The organism is Streptomyces mobaraensis (genome assembly GCF_020099395.1).
Lineage (GTDB): Bacteria > Actinomycetota > Actinomycetes > Streptomycetales > Streptomycetaceae > Streptomyces.
The window spans coordinates 4,257,449-4,270,788 of sequence record NZ_CP083590.1 but is presented as its reverse complement, the minus strand read 5'-3'; the positions used below and the strand labels follow the sequence as shown (position 1 = coordinate 4,270,788).

The 13,340-nt window shown below is 71.8% G+C and carries 11 protein-coding genes; 3 read left to right on the top strand and 8 right to left on the bottom strand.

All coding sequences use genetic code 11. From position 1 onward, the window contains the following. Window positions 1–197 precede the first annotated feature (197 nt). Entirely contained in the window at window positions 198–1,205 is a 1,008-nt protein-coding gene (gene coaA / locus K7I03_RS18740; protein WP_260630205.1) for a type I pantothenate kinase, read from the top strand. Window positions 1,206–1,356: 151 nt separating this feature from the next. Here the strand turns inward: coaA and glmM are convergent, their stop codons facing one another. The 4 genes from glmM to K7I03_RS18720 form a co-directional block, all read right to left on the bottom strand. Further along, window positions 1,357–2,715, bottom strand: a complete 1,359-nt coding sequence (glmM, locus tag K7I03_RS18735; RefSeq protein ID WP_185942498.1) for a phosphoglucosamine mutase — start codon at window positions 2,713–2,715, stop codon at window positions 1,357–1,359. A 324-nt stretch (window positions 2,716–3,039) separates the two neighbouring features. Continuing rightward, window positions 3,040–3,543: a 30S ribosomal protein S9 gene (rpsI, locus tag K7I03_RS18730; RefSeq protein WP_004951313.1), complete on the bottom strand. Its 504-nt coding sequence runs from the start codon at window positions 3,541–3,543 to the stop codon at window positions 3,040–3,042. Between the two features lie 39 nt (window positions 3,544–3,582). Continuing rightward, on the bottom strand, window positions 3,583–4,029 hold the full coding sequence (rplM, locus tag K7I03_RS18725) for a 50S ribosomal protein L13 (RefSeq protein WP_004951311.1): 447 nt from the start codon (window positions 4,027–4,029) through the stop codon (window positions 3,583–3,585). 354 nt (window positions 4,030–4,383) lie between these two features. After that, a complete protein-coding gene (locus K7I03_RS18720; protein WP_185942497.1) occupies window positions 4,384–6,003 on the bottom strand; it encodes an ABC-F family ATP-binding cassette domain-containing protein in 1,620 nt (539 codons plus the stop codon). Window positions 6,004–6,078: 75 nt separating this feature from the next. Between K7I03_RS18720 and K7I03_RS18715 the strand changes: the two genes are divergently transcribed. Then, window positions 6,079–6,918: a hypothetical protein gene (locus K7I03_RS18715; RefSeq protein ID WP_185942496.1), complete on the top strand. Its 840-nt coding sequence runs from the start codon at window positions 6,079–6,081 to the stop codon at window positions 6,916–6,918. Window positions 6,919–7,200: 282 nt separating this feature from the next. Here the strand turns inward: K7I03_RS18715 and K7I03_RS18710 are convergent, their stop codons facing one another. Continuing rightward, on the bottom strand, window positions 7,201–8,076 hold the full coding sequence (locus tag K7I03_RS18710; protein ID WP_224347109.1) for a hypothetical protein: 876 nt from the start codon (window positions 8,074–8,076) through the stop codon (window positions 7,201–7,203). Between the two features lie 478 nt (window positions 8,077–8,554). Here K7I03_RS18710 and K7I03_RS18705 point away from each other — a divergent pair, with 478 nt between their 5' ends. Then, the gene (locus K7I03_RS18705) at window positions 8,555–10,660 is read left to right on the top strand and encodes a glycosyltransferase (protein WP_185943970.1); all 2,106 of its coding nucleotides are present in this window, start codon (window positions 8,555–8,557) and stop codon (window positions 10,658–10,660) included. A 4-nt stretch (window positions 10,661–10,664) separates the two neighbouring features. On the opposite strand, the gene truA is transcribed toward K7I03_RS18705, so the two are convergent. The 3 genes from truA to K7I03_RS18690 form a co-directional block, all read right to left on the bottom strand. Beyond that, window positions 10,665–11,525: a tRNA pseudouridine(38-40) synthase TruA gene (gene truA / locus K7I03_RS18700; protein WP_185943969.1), complete on the bottom strand. Its 861-nt coding sequence runs from the start codon at window positions 11,523–11,525 to the stop codon at window positions 10,665–10,667. Between the two features lie 76 nt (window positions 11,526–11,601). Beyond that, window positions 11,602–12,069, bottom strand: coding sequence for a 50S ribosomal protein L17 (rplQ, locus tag K7I03_RS18695; RefSeq protein WP_004946630.1), 468 nt, complete (start codon window positions 12,067–12,069; stop codon window positions 11,602–11,604). A gap of 177 nt (window positions 12,070–12,246) precedes the next feature. Next, the gene (locus K7I03_RS18690) at window positions 12,247–13,269 is read right to left on the bottom strand and encodes a DNA-directed RNA polymerase subunit alpha (protein WP_004946635.1); all 1,023 of its coding nucleotides are present in this window, start codon (window positions 13,267–13,269) and stop codon (window positions 12,247–12,249) included. Window positions 13,270–13,340 lie beyond the last annotated feature (71 nt).

Here is a 13,340-nt window from a genome sequence, read left to right as displayed (position 1 = left end):
GGTGGGACCGTATTCCTGACCCGTGAGTAGGTACAGGGCCCGCGCCGGATCTTCACTCCCCCGCGCCGCCGGGTCCCCTACGGGTACCCCGCGGACCTCAGAAGATCCCTACGGTTTCCGCCGGGCACCTCACCGACACCCCGCCAGTCCCCCGAACCCCACACCCCGCAGTGATCGCCCCGCGCCACCCGCGCACAATGGGCCCCGTGCCGACCACCCCAGAGCAGCCGCAGCAACGACGCCGCACGGCTCACTCGCCCACGCACCAGTCGTCGCTCTTCGTCGACCTGACGCGTGCCGAGTGGAGCGCGCTGCGCGAGAACACCCCCCTCCCGCTCACCGCGGAGGAGGTCGAGCGCCTGCGCGGGCTGGGCGACGTCGTCGACCTGGACGAGGTCCGCGACGTCTACCTGCCGCTCTCCCGGCTGCTCAACCTCTACGTGGGCGCCAGCGGAAGCCTGCGCGGCGCGCTGAACACCTTCCTCGGCGAGAAGGGCGCCCAGCGCGGCACGCCGTTCGTCATCGGCGTCGCCGGCAGCGTCGCGGTCGGCAAGTCGACCACGGCCCGGCTGCTGCGCGCCCTGCTGGCCCGCTGGCCCGAGCACCCGCGCGTCGAACTGGTGACCACGGACGGCTTCCTGCTGCCCAACGCGGAACTCCAGCGCCGCGGCCTGATGTCCCGTAAGGGCTTCCCGGAGTCGTACGACCGCCGGGCCCTGACGCGCTTCGTGGCGGATGTGAAGGCCGGGAAGGACGAGGTGTCCGCGCCCGTCTACTCCCACCTGATCTACGACATCGTCCCCGACGAGCGCCTCACCGTGCACCGCCCGGACATCCTGATCATCGAGGGCCTCAACGTCCTCCAGCCCGCCCTGCCCGGCCGCGACGGCCGGACCCGGGTCGGGCTCGCGGACTTCTTCGACTTCAGCATCTACGTGGACGCGCGGGCCGAGGACATCGAGCGCTGGTACTACTCGCGGTTCAAGAAGCTCCGCGAGACGGCCTTCCAGGACCCCGACTCGTTCTTCCGCCGCTACACCCAGGTCTCGGAGGAGGAGGCCCTGGACTTCGCCCGCCGCAACTGGCGGACCATCAACAAGCCCAACCTCCTGGAAAACGTGGCCCCCACCCGAGGCCGCTCCAGCCTCATCCTCCGCAAGGGCCCGGACCACAAGGTGCAGCGCCTGTCGCTCCGCAAGCTGTGATCAGCCTGTTGGGGGTGCCCCCTCTGGGGGAGCTTGAGGACGCGCACCGCAGGTGCGCTCGGGGGTGCGGGGGCGGAGCTCCCGCAAGAAACGGGAAGGGGCGGGACAGGGGCACCCCCCATCCCGCCCCCGGCGGCACCCGCACCCGGCGCTACCCGAGCGCCGACTTCACCACATCGGCAAGCCGCTGAGCCACAGCCCGAGCCTGCTCGATATCAGCGGCCTCCACCATCACCCGCACCAACGGCTCCGTACCGGAAGACCGCAGCAGCACCCGCCCGGTAGCACCAAGCTCCCGCTCCGCGTCCGCCACAGCCTCGGCAAGCTCCTGCGAAGACCCGACCCGCGACTTGTCGACGTCCCGGACGTTGATGAGCACCTGCGGCAGCCGCTCCATCACCCCGGCCAGCTCCCGCAGCGGCCGCCCCGTCGCCGCGACGCGAGCGGCCAGCATCAGCCCGGTCAGCGTGCCGTCGCCGGTCGTCGCGTGGTCGAGGGCGATGACGTGCCCGGACTGCTCGCCGCCGAGGGCGAAGCCGTTGGCCTTCATCTCCTCCAGGACGTAGCGGTCGCCGACCGCGGTCTGGACGAGCTGGACGCCCTCCCGCTCCATGGCGAGCTTGAAGCCCAGGTTGGACATGACGGTGGCGACGACGGTGTTCTTCCGCAGCGAGCCCGCCTCGCGCATGGCGAGCGCGAGGACGGCGAGGATCTGGTCGCCGTCGACCTCGGCACCGGTGGCGTCCACGGCGAGGCACCGGTCGGCGTCACCGTCGTGGGCCACACCGAGGTCGGCACCGTGCTCGACGACCGCGGCCCGCAGCTTGTCCAGGTGCGTGGAGCCGCACTCGTGGTTGATGTTGAGCCCGTCGGGGTCGGTGCCGATGGTGACGACCTCGGCGCCGGCCCGCGAGAACGCCTCGGGCGAGACGCGGGACGCGGCACCGTGCGCGCCGTCGATGACGACCTTGAGGCCGTCGAGGCGGTTGGGCAGGACGCCGATCAGGTGGGCGACGTAGTTGTCGAAGCCCTGGTCGTAGTCGCGGACGCGGCCGACGCCGGCGCCGGTGGGCCGGTCCCAGGGCTCGCCGGTGGCGTGCGCCCGGTACGTCCGCTCGATGCGGTCCTCCAGCTCGTCGGCGAGCTTGTGGCCGCCGCGGGCGAAGAACTTGATCCCGTTGTCGGGCATCGCGTTGTGGCTGGCGGAGAGCATGACGCCCAGGTCGGCGCCGAGCGCGCCGGTGAGGTACGCGACGGCGGGCGTCGGCAGCACGCCGACCCGCAGCACGTCGACGCCCGCGCTGGCCAGTCCGGCCACCACGGCGGCCTCCAGGAACTCCCCGGACGCCCGCGGATCGCGACCGACCACCGCCACCGGGCGATGGCCCTCGAACGTCCCCGCCTCGGCGAGCACGTGCGCCGCGGCGACCGACAGGCCGAGCGCGAGCTCGGCCGTCAGATCGGCGTTGGCGACGCCGCGCACACCGTCCGTACCGAAGAGTCGTCCCACTGGTGTCCTCCGAAAAACGCGGGAGTGCGGGGCCCTGGAGGGAGCCCCTTGTCCTTGAGCCTTGTACTTGAGGTGTCGAGCCCTGGGCCAAAGCGTTGCCGCCAGGTGACCGAAGTCTCCCAGGTATACGGGGTACCCGCCCCGAGTGGCCCGTACGAGTGACCCCTGACCCGTACGGGTGACGCGTGGCCATGGACGCCATGGATGCCATGGACGCCACAGAGACCACGGACGCCACAGAGCGACCGGTGCCACATAGCCGAACGCCCCGGCAGCACGGATCGTGCCGCCGGGGCGTTCGAGCAGAAGCAGCGAACCGCCGGATTAGCGCTTGCTGTACTGCGGGGCCTTGCGGGCCTTCTTGAGACCGGCCTTCTTGCGCTCGACCGCACGGTCGTCGCGCTTGAGGAAGCCGGCCTTCTTCAGCGGGCCGCGGTTGTTGTCGACGTCGGCCTCGTTGAGGGCACGGGCCACGCCGAGGCGCAGGGCGCCGGCCTGGCCGGAGACGCCGCCACCCGAGATGCGGGCGATGACGTCGTAACGGTCGTCGAGCTCGAGCACCTTGAAGGGCTCGTTGACTTCCTGCTGGTGCACCTTGTTGGGGAAGTAGTCCTCAAGGGTGCGACCGTTGATCTTCCACTTGCCGGAGCCCGGAACGATCCGGACACGGGCGATGGCGTTCTTGCGACGGCCCAGGCCGGCGGCCGGCTGCGGGTCGCCAAAGCGGGACGCGAGGGACTCGGAGGTGTACTCCGACTCCACGACCTCGGTCTCGGTGGTGTACTCCTCGACGCCCTCGACCGGCATCTCGGCGGTGGTCTCAGCCACGATTCTCCTCAGACTTTCTGGTTCGGCGGTGGCCGGGACTTAGCCCTGCTTGACCTGGGTGATCTCGAACGGCTGCGGCTGCTGGGCGGCGTGCGGGTGCTGGTCGCCCGAGTAGACCTTCAGCTTCGAGAGCATCTGACGGCCGAGGGAGTTCTTGGGCAGCATGCCCTTGATCGCCTTCTCGACGGCCTTCTCCGGGTTCTTGTCGAGCAGCTCGTCGTAACGGACGGAGCGCAGACCACCCGGGAAGCCAGAGTGGCGGTAGGCCATCTTCTGGGTCTTCTTGTTGCCGGACAGGTGGACCTTGTCCGCGTTGATGATGACGACGAAGTCACCCATGTCCATGTGCGGGGCGTACACGGGCTTGTGCTTGCCGCGCAGCAGGGAGGCGGCCTGAGAGGCCAGACGGCCCAGGACGACGTCCTGCGCGTCGATGATGTGCCACTGGCGCTGGACATCGCCGGGCTTGGGGCTGAACGTACGCACGGTCGTAGCCTTCGCTTCTTCAGTGAGTGTGGGTCCTGACACGGTCCGCATGGACGATCACGCGGGCTTGGCCGCACAACGGGGACGCAACCCGTGTGCCGGCCGCCGGCGATCAACCTGGCGGACAAGCGTAAGGGCCCCTCGCGTGAGAACGACCAAGCCAATACGCATAACGAACTCGTAGAGTACCGGGCGCCCACCCACGGGGTCAAAACACATGGTCCCACCGGCGGCGGACCCCAGGCCCCCCACCGGCCTCACCCACCCGCGCGACCCGCTTCTCATCCACCGCGCCCTCCCGGGGGACACCCCCCGACCCCCCGGCCGACCGCGCGCCCCCGTCCGCCCTCACCCTCACCGCACCCGCGCGACCCGCTTCTCGTCCCACACCGGCTCCGAAGCCTCCCGCACCCGCCCGTCACTCCCGAAGACCAGAAAACGATCGAACGCACGCGCGAACCAGCGGTCGTGGGTGACGGCGAGCACCGTCCCCTCGTACGCCTCCAGCCCCTGCTGCAACGCCTCCGCGCTCTCCAGGTCCAGGTTGTCCGTCGGCTCGTCCAGCAGCAGGGCCGTGGTGCCCGCCAGCTCCAGCAGCAGGATCTGGAAGCGGGCCTGCTGCCCGCCGGAGAGCCGCTCGAAGAGCTGGTCCCCCTGCTGGTCCAGTTCGTACCGGCGCAGCGCGGACATCGCGGCGCCCCGGTCCCTGGCGTGCTCCGTCCACAGGATGTCGACGAGCGTGCGGCCCATCAGCTCGGGGTGCGCGTGCGTCTGCGCGAAGTGACCGGGGACGACGCGGGCGCCCAGCTTCCACTGCCCGGTGTGCGCGACGTCCTCCCCCGCCAGCAGCCGCAGGAAGTGCGACTTCCCCGACCCGTTCGACCCGAGGACGGCGACCCGCTCCCCGTAGAAGACCTCCAGGTCGAACGGCTTCATCAGACCGGTCAGCTCCAGCCCCGCGCAGGTCACGGCCCGTACGCCGGTCCGGCCGCCGCGCAGCCGCATCCGGATGTCCTGCTCGCGCGGCGGCTCGGGCGGCGGGCCGGCCTCCTCGAACTTGCGCAGCCGGGTCTGGGCGGCGGCGTAGCGGGAGGCGAGCTCGTGGCTGATGCTGGCGGCCTGCCGCAGCGAGATCACCAGCTTCTTCAGCTGGGCGTGCTTCTCGTCCCACCGCCTGCGCAGCTCCTCGAAGCGGGCGAAGCGCTCCTTGCGGGCCTCGTGGTACGTGGCGAAGCCGCCGCCGTGCACCCAGACGTCGCTGCCCGCCGGCCCCGGCTCCACGCTGATGATCTTCTCGGCGGAGCGGGCGAGCAGCTCGCGGTCGTGTGAGACGAAGAGAACCGTCTTCTTCGTCTCGCGCAGCCGCTCCTCCAGCCAGCGCTTTCCGGGGACGTCGAGGTAGTTGTCCGGCTCGTCCAGCAGCAGCACCTCGTCGGTGCCGCGCAGCAGCGACTCCAGCACCAGGCGCTTCTGCTCGCCGCCGGAGAGGGTGCGCACCTGCCGCCACTGGGCCTGCTCGTACGGCACGCCGAGCGCCGCCATGGTGCACATGTCCCACGTGGTCTCGGCCTCGTAGCCGCGCGCCTCGGCCCAGTCGGACAGGGCCTGGGCGTACGCCATCTGCGCGGCCTCGTCGTCGACGGTCATGATCGCGTGCTCGGCGGCGTCGACGGCCGCGGCGGCCTCCCGGATCCGCGGCGGCGCCACGGAGACGAGCAGGTCGCGCACGGTCCGCTCGTCCCGTACGGACCCCACGAACTGCGGCATCACCCCGAGCCCGCCCCCGACGGAGACCGTCCCGCCGTGCGGCTGGAGATCCCCGGCGATCAGCCGCAGCAGCGTCGTCTTCCCGGCACCGTTGGCGCCGACCAGCGCGACGGCGGCTCCTTCGCCGACCCGGAAGGACACGTCCCCCAGCAGCGGCCGGCCGTCCGGCAGGTAGTACTCGACGTGCGCGACCTCGACATGCCCCATAGCGCGCATTGTGTCGGCTTTCCGGGACGCCACCAACCGGTTTACCCGGCGGGCGCCCGGTCTACGATGCGCCCCATGAGCTTTGGGCAGGGGGGACCGGGCGGAGGAACGCCGGACTGGGCGGCGCTCGCCGCGGACACGGCGGCGCGTGACCGCCGCCGGAAGCTGCTGATGATCGGCGGCGGGATGCTGGCCGCGGGCGGGGTGGCGGCGATCGTGGCCACCGCGATCGTGCGGTCCGACGGCAACGGGGGCGGGGGCGGGACCGGCGGCAAGCAGGCCGCCGGCGCCTCCGCGCCCGCCTCCTCCGGATCCCCCGGCACCCCCGAACCCACCTTCGCCCCGGTCGCCCCGCCCCCGCCCCAGGACCCGCGGGCCTTCATCTCCAGCGCGGAGAAGGACAAGGCCCCGCTGACCACCGGAACGCTGTTCCCCGACGCCAAGCCCACCCTGTCCGGCCGGACGTACGAGCGGACCGCCACCGCGGCCACCACCGACTGCGCCTCCGTCACCCAGGGCGCCCTCGGCTCCGTCCTGTCCTCCAACGGCTGCCGCCAGGTGCTGCGCGCCACGTACGTACGCGACGGGGTGGCCGTGACGGTCGGCGTCGCCGTCTTCGACACCAAGGCCGCCGCGGACAAGGCGAAGGCCCAGTCGACGGGCAACATCGCCGCCCTGCCCGGCGACGGCGCCGCCGCCTTCTGCCGGGCGACGGCCTGCCGGCTGACGGCGAACGCGGAGGGGCGGTACGCGTACTTCACGGTCGCGGGGAACGCGGACAACAGCCCGGTGACCGCGGGCGAGCGCAAGGCGCTCGATGCCGGTCGGGACGTGTCGACGTACGCTTTCGGCCGCATTCTGGCCCGGGGGCGGGCGGCGGCTGCGGCAGCGGCGGCGTCGTCCGTCACCCACTGACGGGGGCGCCTGCGGCGGGCTGGTGCCCCGGTCCCGCCCTTTCTCCCCCAGCTACCGCTGGGAGGTGCCCCCAGTTTCTTGCGGGGGCAAGCCCCCGCACCCCCGAAACCGCGCTCCGCGCGGTTGTCCTCAAGCGCCGGACGGGCTGATTTCAGCCCGTCCGGCGCTTGAGGACGAGCGGCGCGGCCGCGAAAAGGGGGTCTGGGGGCTTGCCCCCAGGAATCGGCGAAGGTGGGGGTACCCCCTCTGGGGGAGGGACCGGGGCACAGCCCGCCGCAGGCGCTACCCCTCGTCCCCCTGCGGCAGCACCCCCACCCCACCGGCCCCCTTGCCATCGGCGGCACCCGCCGGCCGCAACCCCGCCTTCTCGACCCTCCCCACCTGCGCCACCACCAACCGCTCCGGAATCTCCGCCCGCCCAGGATCCCCAAGGCTCGTGGCGAAGAACATGGACAGCACCTCCCCCGACCGCACCACAGTGATCAGCGTCGGCGCTTCCTCCACCGCGTTGGTGAGCCGGTAGGCGGCCGCCTCGTCCCCCAGCCGGGGCGCCGTCACGTTCTCGACCGCGTCGAACACCTGCCGTTCGCCCTCGCCCGTCCGCATGGTGAACCCGCCCGCGCAGCCCGCCGCCGCGTCGCGCAGCCCGCGGAGGGTGGCCGCGGCCTCGCCGGGCCGGTACTCGGCGACTCGCACGGTGCCGAGCAGCCCCTCGTCGGGTCCGTCCTGTTCGCCCGCGAACGTGGACATCACCGACTCCAGCGGCCGCGGCCGCGGCTGCGAGCCCAGTGCCGTGGCCAGCGGCCGGCACGCGGCCCGGTCGGCGGTGGGCGTGCCGCGGCCGGCGGAGCCCGGCGGCGCCTGTTCGATCACCAGCCCGGACACCTCGTCCTTGGCGAGCTCGACGCCGCCGAGCCGCCCGGCCCGCCGCCCGTCACCGGCCTCCTCGGACGCACCGAGCGACGCACCGGGCGACGCACCGGACGCCTCGCCGGACGCCTCGCCCGCCGCCGGCCCCCGATCCCGCGCGTCCCCGGCCCCCACCGAGCGCTTCCCGTCGTTGCCGCGGCCGTCCCCGCCCCCCGCGCAGCCGGCCACCGGCACCAGCATTCCCACCGTCACGGCCGCACACAGCGCGGCCGCCGTTCTCGCCTTCACGTCCCCCACCCTTCCAGTCGCCGGGGGCCGGGGCCCGTCACGCCACACCGGCGTCGCACCGGCACCCCCCGCGGTTCCGCGTCCCGCACCCCGGCCACCGGCGGTCATTCCGGTGTCGGGTCCCCCGGGGGACGTCTCGATCTTGTCGAGATCCCAGGATGAGCGGACGGCGCCACGATTGACGCACGGGGACATCACGACGCGAACACGAAATGCGAACGCACATACGAATAGAGGGCGCCCGGCGGTCCACCGGCACGCCCCCGGTTCACCCCCGGCACGGTCCCCGCCGACCACCGCCCGATGGGTGACAGAGGCCACAATGTAGGCTGCCCAGGCAACCGAACCCCCCGTCGGCGGTCTCATCCGGTACAGACCGGTCGTCCACGACCGGCCGGCAGGGGACGGACCCCGAGTACCCAGGCCAGGGGGAAGGACGGACGCGGCGCCGGCAGAGGCGTGTCGCGCACACACCGCCATGAAGATCTCTTTCCTGTTGCAGAACGCGTACGGCATCGGCGGCACCATCCGCTCCACGTTCAACGTCGCCAGTGCGCTCGCCGCCCGGCACGACGTGGAGATCGTGTCGATCCTGCGGACCGGCAAGGTCCCCCGGCTGCCGCTCCACCCCAAGGTCAAGCTGGTCAACCTGATCGACACCCGTGAGGACCACGGGGCCGACCGCGGCGACCCGCTTCTGTCGCAGGACAGCGCCTACATCCCGCCCAAGGAGGCGAAGGGCGCCCACTTCAGCGCCCTCACCGACCGCCGGGTGGCCGACCACCTCGCCGAGACGGACGCCGACGTCGTCGTCGCCACCCGCCCCGGCCTGGTGATGTACCTGGCCGGTTTCGGCCAGGACCGCTACCTGAAGATCGGCCAGGAGCACCGGATCTACGGCACCCACGAGCCGAACATCCGCGCCGCCCAGGACCGCGCCATCCCGCACCTGGACGCCCACACCACCGTCTCCGAGGCGGACGCCCGCACCCACCGCGAGCAGTTCCCCGACGTCAAGACGAAGATCATCTGCATCCCCAACGGCTGCCCGCCCAGCGAGGTCGAGCCCGCCGACCCGGCCACCAAGCTCGTCGTCGCCGCCGGCCGCCTGATCCCGGTCAAGCGCTACGACCTGCTGGTCGCCGCCTGGGCCACCGTGCACGCCAAGCGCCCCGACTGGAACCTGCGCATCTACGGCCGCGGCCCCGAACTGGCCAAGCTCCGCGCCCAGATCGACCGCCTCGACCTCACCGAAACGATCACTCTCATGGGCGCCCACTCGCCCATCGAGACCGAGTGGGCCAAGGGCTCCATCGCCGCCGTCACCTCCCGCGAGGAGTCGTTCGGCATGACGATCGTGGAGGCCATGAACTGCGGCGTCCCCGTCGTCGCCACCGACTGCCCGCACGGCCCCGGCGAGATCATCACCGATGGCAAGGACGGCCTCCTCGTCCCCGTCGGCGACAGCGAGGGCATCGCCAAGGGCCTGCTCCGGCTCATCGAGGACGACGAGCTGCGCCGCACCATGGGCGCCGCCGCCCAGGTCTCCGCCCAGCGCTACGCCCCCGAGCAGATCGCCGACGCCTACGAGGACCTGATCCGCAGCCTGGGCGTGGACACCACCCCGCGCTCCGCCGACGCCGCGGCCGCCCCGGACAAGACCGTCCCGCTGGGCCAGAGCCTGCGCCGCACCATCGGCAAGGTCATCCGGCCGCTGCGGCACCGCCCGGTCGCCCAGCCGGCCCGCAAGCCGGTCTCCGAGGCGCTGAAGGAGATAGTCCGCCGACCGCTCAAGGCCACCGCCTCCACCCGCGTCGACGCCGACGGCAACATCGTCGTCTCCGTCGACGGCAAGGGCCTGGCCGGCGACGACCTCTCGCTGACCGTCACCCGCCGCAAGGAGGGCAAGCCGGTCAGCGTCCCCCTCGCCACCCCCGCCACTCCGGGCGCGCCTTACACGGCCGTCCTGGACCGCGCCAAGCTGCGGCTGGGCGAGGGCCGTTGGGACCTGCACGTCGTCCGCGACGAGGACAAGGCGCGCCGCCGCGTCGTCTCCCACCTCGCCGAGGGCAAGAACCTGCTGGGCCTGGAGCCGCTGCCCGGTTCCCCGTTCACCTGGATGATCGCCTACCCGACCGTGGACGGCTACCTGGCGCTGCGCGCCTGGCACCGCCCCGCGCACGCCGAGGCGCTGTCGATCCGTCAGACGGAGACGTCGATCACGGTCCAGGGCCGGCTCTACGGCACCTCGTTCACCGAGGACACCAAGCCGTTCGTCATCGGCACCCCGCGCGCGGAGTCCGCGGCCGACATCTCGGCCGAGGTCACCGTCCTGGACCCGACGTCCTTCCGCTTCACCCTGCGCACCTCCCAGCTCAAGGCGGCCCGCGGCGACGAGGGCGCGATCTGGGACCTGGCGCTGCGGCTGGCCGGCGACGCCGAGCCGGTGCGGATCGGCCGGATCGTCGGGGACATCGTCGACCGCAACAAGACCGACATCTACCCGACGGTCGGCGGCGTCCGCCCGTACCTCACCGTCAACAGCGACCTGGCCGTCAACTGCCCGGCCGCTGAATCCGCGTGACGGTCTAGCAGCAGCCGCCGGAACGCCCGGGGAGCGTGCGCTTGTTGCGCGCTTCCCGGTTGCGGGCCGCGAGCTCCGAGTCGGCCGGGTAGCCGACCTCCTCCAGGGTCAGCCCGTGCGGCCGCACCACGTGCACCGCCGAGTCCCGCACCCCGGCCGCCAGCACCTTCCCCGGCCAGTCCACCGGCCGGTGCCCGTCGCCGACGAACAGCAGCGCGCCGACCAGCGACCGCACCATGTTGTGGCAGAACGCGTCGGCCTTCACGGTCGCGGTGATCACCCCGTCCGCGTCCCGCTCCCAGTCGAGCCGCTGGAGCGTACGGATGGTCGTGGCGCCCTCGCGCTTCTTGCAGTACGCGGCGAAGTCGTGCTCCCCGACGAGCCGTTCGGCCGCCGCGTTCATCGCGTCGACGTCCAGCGGCCAGTCGTGCCACAGCACGTGCCCGCGCAGCAGCGGGTCGACTCCCGCCGGGTGGTCCACGACCCGGTACGCGTACCGCCGCCAGATCGCGGAGAACCGCGCGTTGAACCCGGCGGGCGCCTCCGCGACCCGCCACACCCGGACGTCGTGCGACAGCCGGCCGGCCAGCCGGCGCAGCAGCTTGTCCTCGTGCTCGGCCCACACCTCGACGGGCAGATCGACGTGCGCGACCTGGCCCCGGGCGTGCACCCCGGCGTCCGTCCGGCCGGCCACCGTCAGCTCGTACGTGGTCTTGGACCGCGTCACGGTCCGGATCGCGTCCTCCAGCTCACCCTGCACGGTGCGCTGGCCCTCGCGCTGCTTGGCCCAGCCGGAGAAGTCCTTGCCGTCGTACGACAGGTCCAGCCGCACCCGGACGTATCCGGGCTCCACCTCGTCACTCACCGAGTGCTTCCTCTCAGAATGCGGGACGGGCCCGCCCCCGGAAAGGGGCGGGCCCGTCACTGACACGTCAGACGCGTCAGGCGTCCTTCGACTCCTCGGCCGCCTCGGCGGCCTTGGCCTCGTCGGCCTCCTTGACCGCACGCTTGGTGGCGGCCTCGGCCTCGGCGACGGTCGCCTTCTTGGCGATCTCGCCCTCGACCAGCTCGATCACGGCCATGGGCGCGTTGTCGCCACGGCGGTTACCGATCTTGGTGATCCGGGTGTAGCCACCCGGACGCTCGGCGTAGCGCGGAGCGATCTCGGTGAAGAGGGTGTGGACGATGCCCTTGTCGGTGATCGTCTGCAGCACCTGGCGACGGTTGTGGATGTCGCCCTTCTTCGCCTTGGTGATCAGGCGCTCGGCGACCGGGCGCAGGCGACGGGCCTTGGCCTCGGTGGTGGTGATGCGGCCGTGCTCGAAGAGCGAGCGGGCGAGGTTCGCCAGCATCAGCTTCTCGTGCGCGGCACCGCCGCCCAGACGGGCACCCTTGGTGGGACGCGGCATGGTGTTTCTCCTTGGTGTCTGCCCCGGCCGTATCAGGTACCGGAGTCAGTATCCGAGCGGGCGGACGCCCGTCGGAGATCCGGGACGCCTCGAAGAGGCGCCCGGAAGGGGCGCGGGGAACTGCGCGACAAGCCACAGCGCACCCGCACCCAAGATCCGTCAGTCGGACCCGAGCTCTCAGTACTGCTCGGTCTCGACGAACCCGGCATCCGCGTCGTCGTCGGCGCCGAAAGCGTCGGCGGCGGCGGTCGGGTCGAATCCGGGCGGGCTGTCCTTGAGGGCCAGGCCCATACCGGCCAGCTTCGCCTTGACCTCGTCGATCGACTTCGCACCGAAGTTGCGGATGTCGAGCAGGTCGGCCTCGGAGCGGGCGACGAGCTCACCCACGGAGTGGATGCCCTCGCGCTTGAGGCAGTTGTACGACCGAACGGTGAGCTCCAGCTCCTCGATCGGCAGCGCCAGGTCGGCGGCCAGGGCGGCGTCCGTCGGGGACGGACCCATGTCGATGCCCTCGGCGTCGATGTTCAGCTCGCGGGCGAGACCGAACAGCTCGACCAGGGTCTTGCCGGCGGACGCCATGGCGTCGCGCGGGCGCATGGCCTGCTTGGTCTCGACGTCGACGATCAGCTTGTCGAAGTCGGTGCGCTGCTCGACTCGGGTCGCCTCGACCTTGTAGGTGACCTTGAGGACCGGCGAGTAGATGGAGTCGACCGGGATACGGCCGATCTCCTGGCCCACCTGCTTGTTCTGGACGGCGGAGACGTAGCCGCGACCGCGCTCGACGGTCAGCTCCATCTCCAGCTTGCCCTTGGCGTTCAGCGTCGCCAGGACCAGGTCGGGGTTGTGCACCTCGACGCCGGCCGGCGGGGCGATGTCCGCGGCGGTGACCAGGCCGGGGCCCTGCTTGCGCAGGTACATCACTACCGGCTCGTCGTGCTCCGAGGAGACGACCAGCTGCTTGATGTTGAGGATGAGGTCGGTGACGTCCTCCTTGACGCCCGGCACGGTGGTGAACTCGTGCAGGACACCGTCGATGCGGATGGACGTGACCGCCGCACCCGGGATCGAGGAGAGGAGCGTACGACGCAGGGAGTTGCCGAGGGTGTAGCCGAAGCCCGGCTCCAGCGGCTCGATCACGAACCGCGAGCGGAACTCGTCGACGACCTCTTCGGTCAGCGAGGGACGCTGAGCGATCAGCATGCGATGAATCCTTCAGTCAGGGGCACCCACTATTTGATGCCCTGAATTACAAGGGTACGGGCGATACGGCT